General features: G+C 72.6%; 15 protein-coding genes. 12 read left to right on the plus strand and 3 right to left on the minus strand.

Annotated features, from left to right (window positions below):
* Positions 1-50: 50 nt before the first annotated feature.
* A complete protein-coding gene (locus FBY23_RS03930; protein WP_141796955.1) occupies positions 51-1907 on the plus strand; it encodes a hypothetical protein in 1857 nt (618 codons plus the stop codon).
* A gap of 180 nt (positions 1908-2087) precedes the next feature.
* Entirely contained in the window at positions 2088-3911 is a 1824-nt protein-coding gene (locus FBY23_RS03935) for a phosphoenolpyruvate carboxykinase (GTP) (protein ID WP_141796956.1), read from the plus strand.
* Positions 3912-4062: 151 nt separating this feature from the next.
* Here FBY23_RS03935 and FBY23_RS03940 read toward each other — a convergent pair whose 3' ends face one another.
* Positions 4063-4581 carry a TetR/AcrR family transcriptional regulator gene (locus FBY23_RS03940; RefSeq protein ID WP_160158152.1) on the minus strand — a complete coding sequence of 173 codons (519 nt, stop codon included), beginning with the start codon at positions 4579-4581 and terminating at the stop codon, positions 4063-4065.
* 63 nt (positions 4582-4644) lie between these two features.
* Here FBY23_RS03940 and FBY23_RS03945 point away from each other — a divergent pair, with 63 nt between their 5' ends.
* Together FBY23_RS03945 and FBY23_RS03950 are read left to right on the plus strand one after the other, a co-directional pair.
* On the plus strand, positions 4645-5307 hold the full coding sequence (locus FBY23_RS03945; protein WP_141796958.1) for a 1-acyl-sn-glycerol-3-phosphate acyltransferase: 663 nt from the start codon (positions 4645-4647) through the stop codon (positions 5305-5307).
* A 7-nt stretch (positions 5308-5314) separates the two neighbouring features.
* On the plus strand, positions 5315-6463 hold the full coding sequence (locus FBY23_RS03950; protein ID WP_141796959.1) for a zinc-binding dehydrogenase: 1149 nt from the start codon (positions 5315-5317) through the stop codon (positions 6461-6463).
* Between the two features lie 98 nt (positions 6464-6561).
* Here the strand turns inward: FBY23_RS03950 and FBY23_RS03955 are convergent, their stop codons facing one another.
* The gene (locus FBY23_RS03955; RefSeq protein WP_141796960.1) at positions 6562-8268 is read right to left on the minus strand and encodes an FAD-binding dehydrogenase; all 1707 of its coding nucleotides are present in this window, start codon (positions 8266-8268) and stop codon (positions 6562-6564) included.
* A gap of 87 nt (positions 8269-8355) precedes the next feature.
* Between FBY23_RS03955 and FBY23_RS03960 the strand changes: the two genes are divergently transcribed.
* Entirely contained in the window at positions 8356-11337 is a 2982-nt protein-coding gene (locus tag FBY23_RS03960; RefSeq protein WP_222117718.1) for an MMPL family transporter, read from the plus strand.
* A gap of 14 nt (positions 11338-11351) precedes the next feature.
* Positions 11352-11939, plus strand: coding sequence for a TetR/AcrR family transcriptional regulator (locus FBY23_RS03965; RefSeq protein ID WP_186348218.1), 588 nt, complete (start codon positions 11352-11354; stop codon positions 11937-11939).
* 202 nt (positions 11940-12141) lie between these two features.
* Here the strand turns inward: FBY23_RS03965 and FBY23_RS03970 are convergent, their stop codons facing one another.
* Complete coding sequence (locus tag FBY23_RS03970) at positions 12142-13713, minus strand: adenylate/guanylate cyclase domain-containing protein (RefSeq protein ID WP_141796962.1); 1572 nt, start codon at positions 13711-13713, stop codon at positions 12142-12144.
* Between the two features lie 67 nt (positions 13714-13780).
* Here FBY23_RS03970 and FBY23_RS03975 point away from each other — a divergent pair, with 67 nt between their 5' ends.
* The 6 genes from FBY23_RS03975 to FBY23_RS04000 all read left to right on the plus strand — a co-directional run bounded on the left by FBY23_RS03975 (position 13781) and on the right by FBY23_RS04000 (position 19187).
* The gene (locus FBY23_RS03975; RefSeq protein ID WP_141796963.1) at positions 13781-15394 is read left to right on the plus strand and encodes a hypothetical protein; all 1614 of its coding nucleotides are present in this window, start codon (positions 13781-13783) and stop codon (positions 15392-15394) included.
* Between the two features lie 39 nt (positions 15395-15433).
* Complete coding sequence (locus FBY23_RS03980) at positions 15434-15943, plus strand: nuclear transport factor 2 family protein (RefSeq protein WP_141796964.1); 510 nt, start codon at positions 15434-15436, stop codon at positions 15941-15943.
* Positions 15940-16440 carry a PGPGW domain-containing protein gene (locus FBY23_RS03985; protein ID WP_141796965.1) on the plus strand — a complete coding sequence of 167 codons (501 nt, stop codon included), beginning with the start codon at positions 15940-15942 and terminating at the stop codon, positions 16438-16440. Before FBY23_RS03980 ends, FBY23_RS03985 begins: the two co-directional genes overlap by 4 nt.
* Positions 16437-17015 (plus strand): sugar O-acetyltransferase, encoded by a 579-nt coding sequence (locus tag FBY23_RS03990; RefSeq protein WP_313901088.1) that lies wholly within the window; start codon positions 16437-16439, stop codon positions 17013-17015. The genes FBY23_RS03985 and FBY23_RS03990 overlap by 4 nt, the downstream gene beginning before the upstream one ends.
* 67 nt (positions 17016-17082) lie before the next feature.
* A complete protein-coding gene (locus tag FBY23_RS03995) occupies positions 17083-18024 on the plus strand; it encodes a patatin family protein (RefSeq protein ID WP_141796966.1) in 942 nt (313 codons plus the stop codon).
* Positions 18024-19187: a TetR/AcrR family transcriptional regulator gene (locus tag FBY23_RS04000; protein WP_141796967.1), complete on the plus strand. Its 1164-nt coding sequence runs from the start codon at positions 18024-18026 to the stop codon at positions 19185-19187. Before FBY23_RS03995 ends, FBY23_RS04000 begins: the two co-directional genes overlap by 1 nt.
* Positions 19188-19198: the final 11 nt, after the last annotated feature.

Genomic DNA, 19198 nt, shown 5'->3' on the forward strand with positions numbered 1-19198 from the left:
TTACGCCGAACCGTTGACCACTCGTCAACACTGATCCTAGGCTGAGGGACATGGGGATCGTCCGGCTCCGGACGGGGCAGCCCGCGGGGCCGACGCTGGCGTCGTACGCCGCCACACTGGATGCCCGGCGCTACGCCTGTCCCGCCGACCTCGACCGCCGGCTGGACCTGCTGCTCGACCCGATCGGACCGCACCGCCTGCTCGTGGTGACCGGCCGCGCCGGCAGCGGGAAGAGCGCCGGCCTGCGCGAGGCGGGCCGGCGTGGGGAGCGCTCCGGCCGCGGGGTCGTGGCTCTCGATGCGCGCGTCGACGACGTGCTCGCAAGGCTCGAGGCGGTGGAGGGTCCGGGTCGGGTGGTGATGGTCGACGAGGTGGACGCACTCGGTCCCGCGCTCGCCGCCCTGGTGGCCGCGATCGCGAGGCTGCCGGAGGACGCGTGCGTCGTGCTCGCGGCGCGGACCCTGCCGGCGCGCTGGCTGCCCGACCCGTTCGCCGCCCTGGCCGTGCAGGTCCGGCTGGCAGGGCTCACGCCGGCCGAGGCCGACGCCCTCCTCGTCCGTTGGGGTCTCGACGACCCGGCAGCGCGGGCGACGCTCGTCGCGCAGGCCGGCGGACTGCCGTTGGCACTCGTCCTCGGTGCCCGGGCCTGGGCCGCCGCCGCCGGTGCCGGTGACGGTGATCGGGACCTCGCGGAGCTGGTGCGCAGCTCAGGTGACGAGCTCGTCGCCCACCTCACCGACGCGGCGCTCGACCGGCTGGACCCCGACCTGCTCGCCGTGCTGGTCCTCGCCGCCGGGGTCGACGTACCGATGCTGGCGGCGCTCTTCCCCGACCGGGTCGAGGAGCTGGTCGCCGCGCTGCGGGAGACGAGCGTGGTGGAGGCGGTCGGCCACCGGCTGGTGCTGCATCCCTCCCTCGCCGGCCAGCTCGCCGACCGGCTGCGGGCCGAGGAGCCGGTACGGGCAGCGGCCGCGGTGCTGCGGGTCGCCGAGCACGAGCACGCCCGCGCGGTCGCCGGCGAAGCGGGTGCGCTGCCGCGGTTGGCCGCGTTGGTCGCGGACCCCGGTATCCGGGCAGGACTCGGGCCGACCACGCTGGGTCGCCACTATGCGGACCGCTGGCGCGCCAGCGACGCGGCCGTCGTGCGCCGCGAGCTGGCGGTGCGCCACCCCGGCGTGTGGCCGGTGGTCGCGCCGTGGCTGGGTGAGGGCACCCGGGTCGTCCGGCGCGGGGACGGACGCCCGGTCGCGCTCGTCGCCGCCCTCGCGATGTCCGCGGCCGAGGGCATCACCGGCCCACGGCGCCGGCTGGTCGCGCCGGTCGTCGAGCACGCCCGTCGCGCCGGCGGACCGGACCGGGCGGTGCTGAGCGCGGTCCAGCTGACCTTCGACGACGTCGACGAGGCGGAGGTCGTCCGGGTCCGCAACGCGGCGGGGCTCGCCCAGTGCGGCATCGGCAACCCGCGCAGCGATCACGTCAACCTGGTCGGCGACCTGGCTGAGGAGCGTGCCGTCCTCGAGGCCTACGGGTACGCCGAGGCCGTGAGCCTGCGCCGCGAGGTCGACGGTGTCCCGGTGACGACCTGGGTCGCCGACGTCGGGCCCCCCGGCCTCGCCGGGCTGCTCCACGCCGCGGTGGTGGCCGAGCAGGGTGGCCCGGAGGTCGACCTCGTCGCCGCCCTCGAGGACTACCCCGCCGCCGGTGAGCCGGTGCAGGCGCGGGTGCGGGCCCGCGTCGCGGAGCTGCTCGCGGCCGAGCCCGTGCTGCACGACCTCGTGGTCCGCCGCTACCTGACCGCCGGCGCCACCCATGAGGCGGTGATGCGGGCGACGTACCTCAGCCGGGCGACGTACTTCCGCCGACTGCGGCGGGCCCGGGAGATCCTTGCCGGCCCGGCCGGCGGCTGAACGCCGGTTGAACGATCCAACTCGCGCGGATGTGCGTCAACGCAAATCGGGTGTCATGGTGACTGTCACGCGGACGACGGTGTCCACGGATCGCACGATTCGAACCCCGGAAAAAACCGGGTGGGCTGTGGGGTAGCGTGCCCACACCTTGACAAGGACCGAAAGGCTGGCGAATAGCACATGGTTGATGTGGAGCGGACGCTCGACGAGGCGGGTCTCACCAACCCCCACGTCCGTGAGTACGTCGCACACTGGGCCAACATCACCGGAGCAGAGCGCATCGAGGTCGTGTCCGCGGCCGACGACGCGCGCCTGATCCAGGAGGCACTGGACGCGGGCGAGCTGCTCCCCGCCGGCGAGGGCCGCTACTACTCGCGCTCCTACTACAAGGACACCGCTCGCGCGGAGGAGCGCACCATCGTCGCGACCTCGAACGAGGCCGACAAGGGCGTCTACAACAACTGGAAGCCCGCCGCCGAGATGAAGCCGAAGCTCGTCGAGCTGATGACCGGCGCCTCGGCGGGCAAGACGATGTACGTCATCCCCTACCTCATGTCGCCGAAGGGCTCGCCCGTCGAGAAGTTCGCGGCCGGTGTGGAGCTGACCGACAACCGCAACGTTGTCATGCAGATGATCCGCATGGCCCGCGTCGGCGTCGAGTACGTCAACGACCTCGGCGACTCGTTCGTCAAGGCCGTGCACGTCACCGGCGACCTGGAGAACCTCGGCCAGGGCACCCCCGACGACAAGCGCTACTTCGTGACCGTCGCCGACGAGCGCACGATCCTGCACTTCGGTTCGTCGTACGGCGGCAACGCGCTGCTCGGCAAGATCGCCCACGGCCTGCGCCAGGGCTCCTACGACGGCTGGAAGAACGGCTTCCTCGTGGAGCAGTTCATGCTGCTCGGCATCACCGACAAGCAGACCGGCAAGAAGTACAACATCTGCGGTGGCTTCCCGTCGGCCTCGGGCAAGACGAACCTCGCGATGACGCTGGCGCCCGACGCCCTCGGTGACCGCTACTACGTCGAGTTCTACGGCGACGACATCGCGTGGATCTGGGTCGGCGACGACGGCAAGCTCTACGGGATGAACCCGGAGAACGGCGTCTTCGGTGTCGCGAAGGACACCAACGAGAAGACCAACCCGACCGCGATCGACTCCATCGTCGACGGCACCGGCGCCATCTTCACCAACGTCGCCTACAACCCGAAGACCCAGGAGGTCTGGTGGGAGGGTCGCGGCGAGAAGCCGACCGACCTCGACGGCTGGGAGGACTGGAAGGGCGAGGTCATCGCCGACCGGGCTCCGGAGCACGCCGACGACCCGTGGGCGCACCCGAACTCCCGCTTCACGACCACCCTGGCCAACGTCCCGAACGTCGCCAAGGACTTCGAGGACCCGAAGGGCGTCGAGATCCACGGCATCATCTTCGGTGGCCGCACGCGCGATCGTGAGCCGCTGATCCGTGCGATCACCGACATCGCCGAGGGCGTCTACGACGGCCTCACCCTGGGCGCCGAGGCCACCGCTGCCGCCGACGGCCTCGAGGGCGTGCTGCGCTACGACCCGATGTCGATGCGTCCGTTCATGTCGTACTCGGAGGCGGACTACGCCGCGCACTGGCTCGAGGTCATCGGCCGCGCGACGACCAAGCCGATCTTCGCGCACGTCAACTGGTTCCAGCGTGGCGACGACGGTCGCTTCCTGTGGCCCGGCTACCGCGAGAACCTGCGCCCGCTGAACTGGCTCATGGAGTTCCTCAACGGTGAGGTCGAGGGCGTGCAGACCGCCGTCGGCGTGCTGCCGAAGCGCGAGGAGCTCAACCTCGAGGGCCTCGACGAGCAGTGCCTCGCCGACCTCGACACCCTGCTCACCATCGACGTACCGCGCTGGCAGCAGGAGATGGGCTTCCGCGAGAAGCACCTCGCGCAGTTCGACGGTCTCCCCGAGGAGATCTGGGAGGCGCACCGTCGGGTCGCGTCCGCCCTGGACAACGCCTGAGGTCTCACCTCTTCGCAGTGCCCCGGCTCCTCGGAGCCGGGGCACTGTGCTTTTTCGGCCGGTGGTGAGTTTCACCGGCCGGCCGGTGAAACTGGTGCTGGGACGAGGAAGCTTCCTCGTCCAAGCGCCAGTTTCGTCGTCCAAGTACTCGTTATGTCGCCCGCCGCAGCAGTACGTCGAGCGCTGCGGTCGGGTCGATGCCGGTCGGCTCGGTGGCGCGGCGGCTGGTGAGCGCGGCCAGTCCGTGCACGCCGGACCACAGGGCGAGGACCTCCTCCGGGCTCGGGCTGCGGCGGGTGGCGCGGGTTGCGCCGAGGTCGGCGAACCAGCGCCCGGTGATCTCGCGCAGGTGGCCGCCGGCGCCCTCGAGCAGGTCATGGCGGGTGATCAGGTCGAACATCTCGGGGCGCTGCCGCGCGAAGTCGAGGTAGGCGCGGGCGGCGGCGTGGAGGTCGTCGGCGGCCAGCGCCGGAGCGATCTGCTCGTCGAGGTCCTCGAGACCGCCGCGCGCGATGGCCGCGAGCAGGGCCTGGTAGGTCGGGAAGTACCTGCGCGGGGCGCCGTGGGAGAGGCCGGCGGCGCTCGCGATGGCGCGCAGCGAGATGGCGGACAGGCCGCGTTCCTCGAGCAGCTCGGTGCCGATGGTGACGAGACGGTCGCGCGGGCTCACGTAGACATTGTCTACAGAGTCGGGCAGGCTGGCCAGTAGACATTGTCTACGCGGAGGTCTGTCATGTGGTTCTGGTTGCTGCGGTGGGTACTGCTCGGCCCGGTCGTGCGGTGGTTCACCCGTCCGCGGGTGGTGGGCCTGGACCGGTTCCCGACCGCCGGCCCGGTGGTCGTCGCGGCCAACCACCGCGCCGAGATCGACTCGCTGGTGCTCTCCCTGGTGCTGCCGCGCCAGCCGCGGTTCCTGGCGAAGGCGGAGTACTACGCCGGTGCCGGGCTGCGCGGGCGGACGGAGCGCTGGCTGTGCTCGGTCACCGGCCAGATCCCCGTCGACCGCGCCGGCGGCTCCGCGGCGTCCGCCTCCCTGGCCGCCGCCGAGACGCTGCTGCGGTCGGGCGGCGTCTGGGCGATCTACCCCGAGGGCACCCGCTCGCCCGACGGCCGGCTGCACCGCGGTCACACCGGCGTGGTCCGGGTCGCTCGGGCGGTGCCCGACGCGGTCGTGCTGCCGGTGGGCTTGCTGGGAACCGAGGTGGTCGATCCGCCTTCCCGCGGCGGCGGCGGTCGGCGGTGGTGGCGGCGCGGGCGGGTCACCGTCGTGATCGGCGCCCCGGTCGACGTACGGAACGGGGAGGTGCGGGCCGCCACCGACGCGTTGATGCGGGCGATCGGGGAGCTGACCGACCAGCGACCGCTCGACCGGTACGTCCCCCGGCGGGCGGCATGATGTCCGCATGCGCGCCGTCGTCTGCCACCGCACCGAGCTCACCGTCGAGGACCTCCCCGACCTGACGCCGGAGCGGGGGCAGGTGCTGATCGACGTGGAGCGGTGCGGGATCTGCGGGTCGGACCTGCACGCCCGCCTGCACAGCGACGAGACCGCGGCGGGCGCCGCCGAGCTCGGCTACGACCACTTCATGCGCTCGAGTGACCGGGTCGTGATGGGGCACGAGTTCGTCGGCACCGTCGCTGACTACGGTCCCGGCACGCGCAAGCGGCTGCCGGTCGGCACTCGCGTCGTCGCGCTCCCGGTGCTCCGCGCCGGTGGGTCCACCCACCTGACCGGCCTCAGCCCGCTCGCCTCGGGCGGGTACGCCGAGCAGGTGCTCGCCGTGCCGTCGATGACGATGCGCGTGCCCGACGAGCTCGACGCCGACGCCGCCGCGCTCACCGAGCCGATGGCGGTCGCGCTGCACGCCGTACGCCGTGGCGAGGTGGGCGCGAAGGACACCGCCGTCGTGATCGGCTGCGGCCCGATCGGCCTGGCCGTGATCGCGATGCTCAAGGCCACCGGCGTGCGGCACGTGATCGCCAGCGACTTCTCCGCCGGCCGCCGTGCCCTCGCGGAGAAGATGGGTGCCGATGTGGTGGTGAACCCCGCCGACGAGTCGCCCTGGGCCTCCTTCGCCGAGTCGAAGCGGTACCTCACCGAGGCGATCGCCCTGGCGGACCTCGGCATCGACGCGATGGACAAGCTGCGCGCCGTACCGCTGCTGCCGTGGGCCCACGTCATGCGCGCCGCCGAGAAGGCCGGGGCCACCCCGCGCGGCCCGGTCGTGTTCGAGTGCGTCGGCATCCCCGGCATGATCGAGCACGTCGTGTCGAACGCTCCGTTGCTCTCACGCGTGGTCGTCGTCGGCGTCTGCATGGGCGAGGACACCTTCCGCCCGTCGATGGCGATCAACAAGGAGATCGACCTCCGCTTCGCGTTCGCCTACGACCCCAGTGAGTTCCACCAGGCCCTGCAGTGGATCGCGTCCGGCAAGGTCGACGTGCGCCCGCTCGTCACGGGTGTCGTCGGGCTGGACGGCGTGGCCGGGGCATTCGAGGACCTCGGCGACCCCGAGCGGCACGCGAAGATCCTGGTCGACCCGTCCCGTTGAGTTGCCTCATCCTCCTGGTTGAGTTGCCGCCTTCTCCCCGTTGAGTTGCCGATCTCAACGGTGAGGATGCGGCGACTCAACGGTGAGGATGCGGCAAGTCAACGAGAGCCGACGGCGCGCCCGGCGGCCCGGCCGGAGAAGATGCAGCCGCCGAGGAAGGTGCCCTCGAGCGCGTTGTAGCCGTGGACGCCGCCCCCGCCGAAGCCGGCGACCTCGCCGGCGGCGTACAGGCCGGGGAAGGGGGTGCCGTCGGGGCGCACGACCTGGCTGTCGAGGTTGGTCTCGATGCCGCCGAGGGTCTTGCGGGACAAGATGTTGAGACGTACGGCGATCAGCGGGCCGTGGGCCGGGTCGAGGATCTTGTGGGGCTTGGCGACCCGCATGATCTTGCCGGTGCGGTCCTTGCGCCCGTTGTGGATCGCCATCACCTGGGCGTCCTTGCAGTAGGCGTTGTCGATCTGCCGGTCGCGGTCCTGGATCTGCCTGCGCAGCACCTCGACGTCGAGGACCCGGCCGCCGCGGGCGATCTTGTTCATCCCCGCGACCAGCTCGTCGAGGGACGATGCGACGACGAAGTCCTCGCCGTGCTCCTTGAACGCCTCGACCGGGCTGGTGGCGCCCTTGCCGAGCCGCTCCTTGAGCATCATCCGGACGTCCTTCTCGGTCCAGTCGGGGTTCTGCTCGGAGCCGGAGAGCGCGAACTCCTTCTCGATGATCGACTGGGTGAGCACGAACCACGAGTAGTCGGCGCCCGTGGCGAGGATCTGCTTCATCGAGCCGATCGAGTCGGCGCCGGGGACGCCCGACATCCCGGTGAGGCGGTGGCCGTCGGCGTCGAACCACATCGACGAGGGGCCGGGGAGGATCCGGATGGCGTGGTCGGGCCAGACCGGGTCCCAGTTGTGGATGCCCTCGACGTAGGCCCACATCCGATCCTTGTTGACCAGGTTGGCGCCGGCGGCCTCGGTGATGGCGAGCATCCGGCCGTCGACGTGGGCGGGTACGCCGGCGATCATGTGCTCGGGTGCGGGCCCGACCCGGTCGGTGGGCCAGTTGGCGCGCATCAGCTCGAAGTTGTGGCCGATGCCGCCGGACGTCACGATCACCGCCGGCGCCCTCAGGGAAAACGAGAAGACGACCTCGCGCGACGACCTCACGCCGCGCGGCAGGTCGGACGGCTCGAGGACCGAGCCGCGGACGCCGACGCACGCACCGTCCTCGACGACCAGCTCGTCGACCTGGTGCCGGAAGGCGAAGCGGACCTGGCCCCGGGCCTCGGCGGCCTCGACCGGCTCGAGGAAGACCCGGACCACCTCGGGGCCGGTGCCCCAGGTCAGGTGGAAGCGCGGGACCGAGTTGCCGTGGCCGCTGGCGGACCCGTCGCCGCGCTCGGCCCAGCCGACGAAGGTCAGCGACTTGAGGCCGAGCTCGCGCAGGTAGGCGCGCTTCTCGCCAGCCGCGAAGTCGACGTACGCCCGAGCCCAGCGGCTGCCCCAGTGGTCCTCGCCACGGTCGGGACCGTCACCCTCGCCGATCCGGTCGAAGCCCGCCGAGCCCTGCCAGTCCTGCCAGGCCAGCTCGGTGGAGTCCTTGATCCCCATCCGGCGCTGCTCGGGGGAGTCGACGAAGAACAGCCCGCCGAGCGACCAGAACGCCTGGCCGCCGAGGTTGGCGCGGTTCTCCTGGTCGAGCACGAGCACGTTCCTGCCCGCCTTCACGGCCTCGTGGGTCGCGACGAGGCCGGCGAGGCCGGCGCCCACGACGATCGCGTCCGGCTGGAATCCCTGTTCAGCTCCCTGGCTCACCCGAGGGAGCCTGCCACACCGAGCCACGTCCGTGGCCCGCGCCACACTTGCTTGCCACTGGCAAGGAACCGGTTCTACTTTCCGTGGGTGCCCCCTCACAGCGACCAGGTCGCGCGCTACGCCCGCTTCGCCGTACGACGGGCCGGGTGGGTGGTGCTCGCGTGGCTGGCCGTCACGGTCGTGATGAACGTGGCGGTACCGCAGCTCGAGGAGATCGCCGGGCGCGACTCTTCGCCGATGGTGCCGAAGGACGCGCCGTCGATGCGCGCCGTCGAGCTGATGAACCAGGAGTTCAGCAACGGCGACGCCGAGAGCTTCATCGTGGTGGCGATGGAGCGGACTTCGGGCCTGACCAAGGCGGACCGGGCGTACGCCGAGGGCCTGGTCGGCGGGCTCGCCGAGGACAAGGGCGACGTCGCGTTCGTCCAGGACATCCGGGACCCCGCGCTGCGCAGGGCGTTGACCAGCGACGACGGGCAGGCGCGCTACCTGCTGGTCGGCATCACCGGCGCGACCGGCGCGCCCGCGTCGCTGCGCCAGGTCGCCGCGGTGCGCGACATCGCCCGGGCCGGTGCGCCGGACGGGCTCACCGTCCAGGTCACCGGGCCCACCGCGACCGTCGTGGACCTCGCGACCGAGACCGAGCACAGCGTCGTGCGGATCACCGTGGTCACCATCGGCCTGATCGCGCTGATCCTGTTCCTGATCTACCGCTCGCTCGTGGTCCCGGTCCTCATCCTCACCGTCGTCGGGCTGGGCCTCGGGCTCGGCCGGGCGGTGGTCGCGTGGTGCGGGCTGCAGGATCTCTTCGCGGTCTCAACGTTCAGCGGCTCCTTCCTCACCGCGATCGTGCTCGGCGCCGGCACCGACTACGCCGTCTTCCTGGTGGCGCGCTACCACGAGCAGCGCCGTCTCGGCGTCGAGCCTGGGCGGGCGGCCGCGATCGCCGCGACCCGGGTCGGCTCGGTCATCGCCGGCTCCGCCGTCACCGTCGTCCTCGCCACCCTCGCGATGGCACTGGCCGACCTCGGCTTCTTCAACACCACCGGCCCCGCGGTCGCCGTCAGCATCGCGGTCAACCTGCTGGTCAGCCTCACCCTCACCCCGGCGCTGCTCGCCCTCGCCGGCCGGCGCGGCTGGGCCGAGCCGCGCGAGTCGAAGGCCTCGGGAGTGTGGGAGCGCGTCGCCGGCGTCGTGGCCGCGCACCCCGCGCGTACGTTCGTCGCCTCACTCGTCCCGCTCGCCCTGCTGGCCGCGGTGTTCCCCCTCACCGACCTGTCGTACGACGTGCGCGACCCGCTCCCCGAGGACGCGGAGAGCAACGCCGGGTATGCCCTGTTGGGACGGCACTTCCCCGTCAACGAGGTGCTCCCCGACTACGTGCTCATCCGTGCCGACCACGACCTGCGCACCAGCAAGGACCTCGCCGTGCTCGAGCGCGCCTCGGCCGCAGTGGCCCAGCACGACGGAGTGGCCCTGGTGCGCGGGGTCACCCGGCCGCTCGGCGTACCGATCACGGAGGCGTCGGTCGCCCACCAGGCCGGGCTGGTCGGGGACGAGCTCGGCAAGGCGCAGGGCAAGGTCGCCGAGGGCACCAGCGGTGCCGAGCAGCTGGCGGACGGTGCCGGGCAGCTCGACGACGGGGCCGGCCGGCTCGCCGACGGGGCCGGCAAGGCCGTGACCGGTGCCGACCGGATCGCCGCCTCGACGGGCCGGCTCACCTCCGGCATGACCAAGCTGCTCGACGGCGCCGACGCCGCGATCACCGGGACGGGCGACCTGCGCACGGGCGCGGCCGGTCTCGCCGACGGTCTGGACACCGCCGCGGACCAGGTGCAGGTCGCCGTCGACGGTCTCGGGCTGGTTCACGACGCGCTGGCCACCAAGAGCCTCACCTGCGGTCTCGACCCGGCCTGCCGGCAGGCCCGGACCGGGCTCAAGCAGATCTGGGAGGCCGAGCGCGACCAGCTGCTGCCTGGCCTGCGCCAGGCCGCGAAGGGTGCCCGGGCACTGGCCACCGGCAGCGGCGACCTTCAGTCCGGCCTCCAACAGCTGCGGGCCGGGATGGCGAAGGCCCGCAACGGCAGCCGCCAGCTCGCCGACGGCCAGAAGGTCTTCGCCGACCGGCTCGGCGACCTCTCCGCCGGTGTCGACGAGCTCGCGGCGGGGGCCGACCGCCTGTACGGCGGCACCCGGCAGGTCGCGGCCTCGCTGCCCGAGCTCGAGCACGGCCTCGCGGCAGCCGCACGCCACCTCCGCGAGACGCGCACGGCGGCCGACGACCCGGTCAGCGGTGGCTTCTACCTGCCGCCGACCGCCCTGCAGGACCAGGACTTCGCCGCGGCCATGCGGCTCTACCTCTCGCCCGACGGCCGGACGGCGCGCCTCGCCGTACTCGGCTCGACCGACGCCTTCGGTCCCGAGGCCTCCGACCGGGTCGAGGACATCCGTGCCACCGTGGAGACCTCCCTCAACGGCACCCGTCTCGACGACGCCGAGGTCCTCACCACCGGGATGGCGAGCACGAACGCCGACCTGCGCGACTACTCGATGTCCGACCTCGAGGTGATCGCGAGCCTCGCGCTGGTGGCGGTCTTCCTCGTGCTCCTGCTGCTGCTGCGCAGCCTGGTCGCGGCGTTCGCGCTGATGGCCACGGTCGTGCTGTCGTACGTCGCCGCGATCGGCCTCTCGGTGCTGGTGTGGCAGTACGGGCTGGGCATCCAGCTCGACTGGACCGTCGCCGCCGTCGCGTTCGTCGTGCTCGTCGCCGTCGGCGCCGACTACAACCTGCTGCTGACCAAGCGGATGCACGAGGAGGCGCCCGACGGCTCGGCCCTGGGGATCGCGCGCGCGACCGCCGCGACGGGGGGAGTGATCACGTCGGCCGGCGTGATCTTCGCGGTCTCGATGATGGCGCTGCTCGCCGGCCGGGTGACCACGATCGGGCAGGTCGGGTTCACCATCGCCGTGGGGCTGCTGCTCGACACCTTCGTCGTGCGCTCGCTCCTCGTGCCCGCACTCGCTACGTTGCTGGGCAGGCGGCTGTGGTGGCCGCAGCGGACTCGGTGACTCGGGGGATGATCATGAGGCAGGTCGACCTGCGGCAGCGGCTGATCCGAGCCGCGGAGCAGGAGATCGCGGCCTGCGGACCGGCCAAGGCCAGCCTGCGCGCGATCGCCCGCCGGGTCGGGGTCTCCCACCAGGCGACCGCCCACCACTTCGAGGACCGGGCAGGCCTGTTCACCGCGCTCGCCGTCGAGGGCTTCGAGCTCTTGCTGTCGTCGACCCGCTCGGCCGTCGTCGACGTCCCGGTTGCGGGTGGTCAACAGGTCACCGCCGCCGGAGTCGCGTACGTCGAGTTCGCCGCCCGCCAGCCGACGATGTTCGACGTGATGTTCCGCCCCGAGCTGCTGCACGCCGACGACGCCGCACTCTGCGACGTCCGGCTCGCCCACCGGGCCCTGCTGCTCGACCTCGTCCGGGCGGCCCAGGCGGACGGGTGGGCAGCGTCGGTGCCGACGGAGGAGCTGGTCACCATCGGCTGGGCGACCGTGCACGGGCTGGCGGTGTTGCAGCGCGACGCCCAGCTGACCGCCGTACCCACCGAGGTCGACCTCGAACCGGCCAAGCTGCTCGTCGTGATCGGTCAGGCGCTGGGCGCGCTGGCGTGACTTGTAACTAAGTGTTACAGCACGTTTCTGGCTGCACCAGCGCCCGGGTAGCGGTCGCAGCGCCGAGGTAGATGTCTGCTGGGTACTCGGAGGTGTTGCTCGGCGCGCGACTGCCATCGAGCCAAGGGTTGCTACCAGCCACCCGGGCGTTGTGGCTACTACCTGGGCGCTGTTGCACCGCTTTCTGGCGCGTAACACTTAGTTACAAGCGCTGGATCGCCAGCCGGGTCGGCTCGCTCCGCCCGCGGAGCACGATCTCGCCGTGCCCGATCCAGTGGGCCGCCTCGGCCGGGTCGGCGGCGGCGACCGAGTCCCAGGAGGCGAGTACGCCGCCGGGCACGTCCTTGGCGAGGTCGGTGAGCCGGGCGGCGGAGTTCACGGCATCGCCGATCACGGTGTACTCGAAGCGCTGCTCGTGCCCGACGTTGCCCGCGACGACCTGGCCGGTGGCGACGCCGATCCCGGCACCCACTTCGGGCACCTCGACGGCCAGCCGCGCTGCGGCGGCGCGGGCCGCGGCGAGCGCCGCGGTGGCGTGGTCGTCGAGCTCGACCGGGGCGCCGAAGATCGCGAGCACCGCGTCGCCGATGAACTTGTTGACCAGCCCGTGGTGACGGTCGACCTCGTCGACGACGACCCCGAAGAACCGGTTGAGTACGGCGACCACCTCGGTCGGCCCGTGCTGGGTGGCGTACGTCGTGGACCCGATGAGGTCGACGAAGAGCACGGAGCACTCCCGGGTCTCACCGCCGAGCTCGATCTCGCCGGCGCCCAGGGCCGCCGCGGCCGCCGCGACCTCCTGGCCGACGTGCCGGCCGAACAGGTCGCGGATCTGCTCGCGGTCCCGCAGCCCGTGGACCATGGAGTTGAAGCCGCTCTGCAGCTGGCCGAGCTCGGTGCCGTCGTACACCACCACGTCGGCGTCGAGCCGGCCCTTCTCGACCTCCTGCATCGCGTCGCGCACCGACAGGAGGGGCGCGACGACCGACCGGGCGTTGAGATCGGTGAGCAGGAAGCCGAACAGCAGCACGATCCCGCACACGATGATCGTCACGACGGCGAGTTGGGTGAGCGTCGCGTCCGAGCCGGCGGGCGTGAGGGCGAGGATCGCGGCGATGAGGAGGCCGACGACCGGCGCGCCGGTGCCGAGCGTCCAGAAGATCGCCATCCGGGGGCCGACACCGACGCCGCGCATCCTCTCGGTGACCCGGACGTCGCTCAGCGCCCGCGCCGCGATCGGTCGTAGTGAGAACTCCGTGAACAGGTAGGAGATGCCGGCCACCACGACCCCGCCGATGCTGACGGTGAGTGCTGTGCCGAGGGTGCGCGAGGGCTGCAGGAGGACCGTGAGCATCGTGAACAGCAGCGTCCCGACCAGCCACATCACCAGCTGCATGACCGTCAGCGTCAGCGGCACCCGCAGCGCCCGGGCACGCTGGGTGCGGTCCGGGTCGACGCCCGGCTGGGTGGCCCAGCGCAGGGCGCGCAGCGAGGTCGTCGTACCCCACACGGCACCGATCGCCGCAGCCACGAACACGTAGGTCGGGATCGCGATCGCCAACGCGATCACCATCTCGCGGTTGGGACCGGGCGACGGGATCGCCCAGGTGTTGATGACGAACACGACGAGCGCGCCGATCAGGTTGGTGCCGACCAGGAGCACGGTCAGCAGCACCTGGATCCGGACCCGGAGCTGCCGGGGCTCCTGGTCGCGCGGGCCGAGGACGCGCGAGCCGAACGGGCTGCGTCGTCGAGAGGCGGTCCCGCGCGGCATGGGCCGAAGCGTAGTGACTCCTAGGATGAGGCGGGTGGGTCTCGGGAGAAGGATCGCCGCTGCTGTCGTGCCCGCCCTCGCTCTGACGGCGTGCACGGGCGGGACGTACGGCGACGAGCTCGTCCGGTCGGGGCCCGCCGACCCCGCGCGGGCCACCCTGGCCGACGGGCACGAGCTCGTCATCAGCGACGGCGGCGACAGGTACGTCGCACAGTGGCGCGAGCGCGGTGGTGAGGGATGGACCGAGCCACAGACGGTCGCACAGGGCTCGGACCTCGACACGGGTGGCTCCACGATCGTGGTGGGCGGTGACGCCGCGGTCGTCGCCATCGACTGGTGGCAGGCGGACGACGACGAGCACGACAGCTTCGTCCGCAGCGACGCGGCGATCTGCCACGACCTCACCTGCGACCTCGTCGAGGACGTCACCGCGGCGCCGATGATCGACGCGGACGGGACCTTCGCCGCGGTCGCCACCGACGACGAGGTGCCCGCGTTCGCGGTGTGGCGCGGAGACGACGAGGGATGGCAGCGGGTGCGGCTGACCGGACCGCCGGCTGCGACGGGCGGGGTGCACCGGGCGCCGGACGTGAGGCTGCTGGCCGACGGCAGCCTGGTGACGGTGGTGGGACGGCAGGGGGCGGACGGCTGCACCTTCGAGCTGTGGGCCGCCCGCCCGCGTCGCACCGAGCTCGCCGTGGTCGCCGCCACCCCGGCCCGCGGCCAGGACGGCTGCTACGCCGAGGACATCGAGGCAGGGACCGCGTCGGTGTCCTTCTACAACCGCGCCATCGACCAGGTCGTCACCTTCACCCGCACCGGCGACACCTGGACCGACGACCAGCCGGGCGGCGCGACCGGCGAGGGAGGACTGGCCTCCATCGACCCCGCGGTCGGCCTGCCGATGCAGATCACCGACCTGGACGACGACTCGTCCGTCGCCGTGGGGTCACCGGACCTGCGCCGGGTCGTCGTCCAGCGCCGGTCCGCCGGCAGCACCGCGTGGACCGAGCCGAAGCAGGTGGCCCGGGCTCCCGCCGGCCAGGAGTGCCACGCCGCCCGCTCCGAGACGATCTACGGCGCCACCGACGTCCTCCACCTCGTCCAGTGCTGGCCCGCGGGCTCCGCCTGGGGTGACGAGTACGACGACGCGCCGCCGCCCTCGACCGGCGTGGTGGTCGCCAGCGCGGAGGGCAGCGAGTGGGTCGCGCAGGTCGTCGAGCGGCCGGCGTACGAGCCGCTCTCCCAGACCAGCGCCCACCTGCTCGTCGCGCGCGGCGGTGAGCGCTCGCTGCTGTGGCGGCAGGGAGCGAAGGCGTTCGAGGTGGTGCACCTCCCGCTGGCCAACCCGACGGTCGACGCGCTGGCCGTCGCCGGCGACGAGGCGATCCGGGTCACCGGCAACCCCGACGAGGACGCCGCGTGCGTGCCCACCTGGTCCACGGCGCCGCTGACCGCCCGCAGCTGGGGACCCTCGCAGCCGATCGCGCCGATCCCGGAATGGGCCGCCGGTCCCCACGACTGCTACGGCGTGGTGATCGACCAGGAGGAGCTCAAGCGCGCGCCGAGCCCCGACCGCGCCTACCGGGTCGCGGCGGTCGTCGAGGACTACAACGGGTCGATCGACGGCGTGCTGTCCCGGGTCCGCGGCGACTGGCGGTTCGAGGGCTCCGGGGACTGATCCCGTGCCCCGTTGGGCGGGACCTGATTGGATCGGACCATGAGCGCAGCCCCCTCGTTCACGTCTGCGGAGATCACCGAGGCGTACGCCGCCTTCCACGAGCAGGTCGCCGACTTCGCCAAGACCGGGAGCTGGGACGGCTACGCGGACCTGTTCACCCCCGACGCGGAGTACGTCGAGCACGCGATGGGCACCTTCCGCGGCCGCGACGAGATCCGTGCGTGGTCGGTGCGCACCATGACGTCCTACCCGGGACGGGTGATGCCCGAGTTCCCGATCACCTGGCAGGTCGTCGATGCCGCGCAGAACCGGCTGGTCTGCGAGGTCCTCAACCCGATGCCCGACCCCGGCGACGGGACGATGCTGACCGAGCCCAACATCACGATCATGACGTACGCCGGCGACGGGCTCTTCTCCCGCGAGGAGGACGTCTACAACCCGCTGCGCTTCCACGCCATGGCACAGAAGTGGGCCCGGATCGCTGCCGCGCACGGCAACGCCGACGAGGACGTGCTCGCGTGGCTCGACAGGTTCGGAGGCGGACGGTGACCGGCGCCGCCAAGCGGATCCTGCTGGAGGTCCTCGGCTGGGTCCTGCTGCTCGCCGGCATCGCGGCGATCGTGCTTCCCGGCCCCGGGCTGCTGCTCATGGCGGCCGGGCTCGCGGTCCTGTCGCAGCAGTACACCTGGGCCGAGCGGCTCCTCGACCCCGTCCTGCTCCGCGCCCTGCGCGCGGCCGCGGAGGGCGTCGAGACCTGGCCGCGGATCATCGCCTCGACCATCGGCGCCCTCGGGATCGGCGTCTTCGGCATGGTCTGGCTGCTCGACCCGGACATGCCGGACTGGTGGCCGATCGACGAGAAGTGGTGGCTGCCCGGCGGCGTGTGGACCGGCGTCACGCTGCTGCTGTCGTGCGCGATCGCGCTCGGCCTGCTCGTCTACTCCTACCGGCGCTTCCATGGGAAGCCGGAGGCGCGGGCGGCCCTCGAGGGCGAGATCAGCGAAGCCGACGGCCGCCGGCACCACACCGACGAGCACGAGTGGTGAGCGCCGTGGACGACACCCGCTCGACGAAGGAGCGGATGCTCGCCGGCGAGCTCTACCTCGCCGACGACCCCGAGCTGGTCGCGGACCACGTCCGGGCCCAGGAGCTCACCGAGGCCTACAACGCGACGGGGATCCACGAGCGCGCGCGTCGTACCGAGATCCTGCGCGAGCTGCTCGGCTCCCTCGGCGAGGACAGCGCGATCCGCCCGCCGCTGCGCGTCGACTACGGCAGCCAGATCCGGGTGGGTTCGGGGGTGTTCGTCAACTTCGGCCTGATCGCCCTCGACGTCGTCGACATCACCATCGGCGACGACGTGCAGATCGGGCCCAACGTGCAGCTGCTCACGCCGCTGCACCCGCTCGAGGCCGGGCTGCGGCGCGACAAGTGGGAGAACGCCGCCCCGATCACGATCGGCGACAACGTGTGGCTCGGCGGCGGGGTGATCGTCTGTCCCGGTGTCAGCATCGGCGCCGACACCGTCGTCGGCGCCGGCTCGGTCGTCACCCGCGACCTGCCCGCCGGCGTGCTGGCGGTCGGCAACCCGGCCCGGGTGGTGAGAGAGCTCCCCGCATGAACCACCCCACGAAGTTCTGCGGCTCCCCCGCTGCGCTCCTCCGCCGCACAACTCCGCGGGGACCCCGGTGACGACCCTGCTCGAAGCCCTCGCCGCGCGGCGCGCGTCCGGCAGCCGGCCGGGGCAGCGCGCCGACGAGTTCCAGATCGCGCTGGCCATCGAGGGCGGCGGCAGCCGGGCGGCGTACTCGGCCGGCATGGCGCTTGCCATCGACGAAGCCGGGCTGACCGACTGCTTCGACGACGTCTACGGCACCTCCGGCGGCGCCCTCAACGGAGCCTGGCTGCTGACCGGAGAGGCACAGCGGTGGCTGCGCAGCTGGGCCTGGCCCGAGGTCCAGGCCGCCAGGGTGACCGATCCGCGGCGGGTCTTCCGCGGTGGCCCGGTCGTCGACCTTCGCCGGCTGGTCCACCACGTCTACGAGTCGATCACGCCGATGGACTTCGACGCGATCGTGGCCAACCCGATCCGCTTCCACCCGATGGCGACCGATGCCGCCACGGGCAAGGAGGCCGACCTGGCGCCGTACGTCGTCGACCGGCTGAGCGCCCAGACGGCCCTGCGGGCCAGCTCCTGCATCCCGCTGCTGGCGGGTCGGCCGGTCCGCGTCGGCGACCGGAGGTATGTCGACGGCGGCCTCTCCGAGGGCGTGCCCTACCGCACCGCGCTCGCCCAGGGCGCGACCCACGTGCTGGTGCTGCGTACCCGCCGCGCCGACCAGCGGGCGGTCCCGCCCTCGCGGCTGGAGCGGGTGCTGCTGGCGCCCTACTTCCTGCGACACGGCCGGGCCGCCGGGGCCGCCCACGTCGGCCGGTTCCGGTCGTACGCCGCCGACGACCTGCGCCTCGCCGCGGGCACGCTGGCCGACATACCGACCCTGGTCGAGGTGCGCCCGCCGCTCGGCTCGCCCGACGTGTCGCGGCTCAGCGCCGACCTTCCCGCCATCGACGACGCGATCGAGCGCGGGCGGCTGGCGATGGTCGACTACCTCGACCGGCTGCCGGCCTGATGCCCGAGGCCGTCGCGCAGCGCCGCCCGCGCAACCGCAAGCAGCTGATCGTCGCTGCCGCCGCGCGGCAGTTCGAGCGGGCCGGCTTCCACGACGTCTCGGTCGCCGACATCGCCGCCGAGGTGGGCGTCTCCGCCTCCGCGCTCTACCGCCACTTCAGCGGAAAGACGGGCCTTCTCGCCGCCGCGGTCGAGCAGGAGATCGAGCTCCTCGAGCAGGCGTACGGCGGTCCCGCCGACCTGTCCGGTCTGCTCGACCACGCCGCGACCCGGCTGCTGCGACCGGACCGGGCGGGCAGCGTGTGGCAGCGCGGGCAGGTGTTCCTCGAGCCGGACCGGGCCGCGGAGCTGGAGGCGCGCTACCTCGCAGCGCTCGAGCCGTTGCGCCAGGCGGTCGGCGGGGAGGTGCCGGCCTGGGCGGTGCACGCGGTGCTCACGACCGGACGGGCGTTCGAGCGGGCCAAGGTCGACCGGGACCGTGCTCAGGAGCTGATGGTCGCGGCCGCCATCGCCGTCGCGGACCTGGGCGATCTCGGCACCGGTGGCGCCGTCGTACGCCGGCCGGTGGGCCCGGCGGAAGGGCTGCGGCCGGCGTCGCGGCGCGAGGCGGCGCTCTCGGCCGCCGTACGCCTCTTCGCCGAGCGCGGCTTCCACGCCGTCGGCATGGACGACATCGGCGCCGCGGCGGGGATCTCGGGTCCGACGCTCTACCACCACTTCCCGCGCAAGTCCGCAGTGCTCGTGCATGCCATCACCCGGTGCCTCGACGCGATGCAGTTCGACCTGGCGGGCGTCCTGTCCGCCACCAGCGACCCGGCCGAGGCGCTGGAGAAGGCGCTGGCGTCGCTGGTGCGGATCAACGTCGCGCAGGGGGACGCGCTTGCCGCGCTGTTCACCGAGCTGGTCCACGTGCCCGAGGACGAGCGGGCGCCGATCCGGCGGATGCAGCAGGACTACGTCGACGAGTGGGTCGTGCTGCTCGTGGCCTGCCGCCCTGAGCTGTCGCGCTCGGACGCCCACGCGCTCGTGCGTGCGGCGCAGTCGGTCGTCAACTCGATGCGGCTGCGCCTGGCGCTCGACGAGGACGGCCAGCGCGACGGGCTGCTGCGGATCGGGCGGGCGGTGCTGGGGACTCCGTCGGGTTCTGCCGGACCCCCTCAGTAGCCTCGGCCGCG

Origin of the sequence: Nocardioides sp. SLBN-35, from assembly GCF_006715725.1 — a bacterium.
Classification (GTDB): Bacteria; Actinomycetota; Actinomycetes; order Propionibacteriales; family Nocardioidaceae; genus Nocardioides.

Excerpts from the sequence above, each read along its gene's own strand:
- FBY23_RS03930 (WP_141796955.1), top strand. The coding sequence starts at position 51 with ATGGGGATCGTCCGGCTCCGGACGGGGCAGCCCGCGGGGCCGACGCTG.
- FBY23_RS03935 (WP_141796956.1), top strand. The coding sequence starts at position 2,088 with ATGGTTGATGTGGAGCGGACGCTCGACGAGGCGGGTCTCACCAACCCC.
- FBY23_RS03945 (WP_141796958.1), top strand. The coding sequence starts at position 4,645 with ATGTGGTTCTGGTTGCTGCGGTGGGTACTGCTCGGCCCGGTCGTGCGG.
- FBY23_RS03950 (WP_141796959.1), top strand. The coding sequence starts at position 5,315 with ATGCGCGCCGTCGTCTGCCACCGCACCGAGCTCACCGTCGAGGACCTC.
- FBY23_RS03965 (WP_186348218.1), top strand. The coding sequence starts at position 11,352 with ATGAGGCAGGTCGACCTGCGGCAGCGGCTGATCCGAGCCGCGGAGCAG.
- FBY23_RS03970 (WP_141796962.1), bottom strand. The coding sequence starts at position 13,713 with ATGCCGCGCGGGACCGCCTCTCGACGACGCAGCCCGTTCGGCTCGCGC.
- FBY23_RS03980 (WP_141796964.1), top strand. The coding sequence starts at position 15,434 with ATGAGCGCAGCCCCCTCGTTCACGTCTGCGGAGATCACCGAGGCGTAC.
- FBY23_RS04000 (WP_141796967.1), top strand. The coding sequence starts at position 18,024 with ATGCCCGAGGCCGTCGCGCAGCGCCGCCCGCGCAACCGCAAGCAGCTG.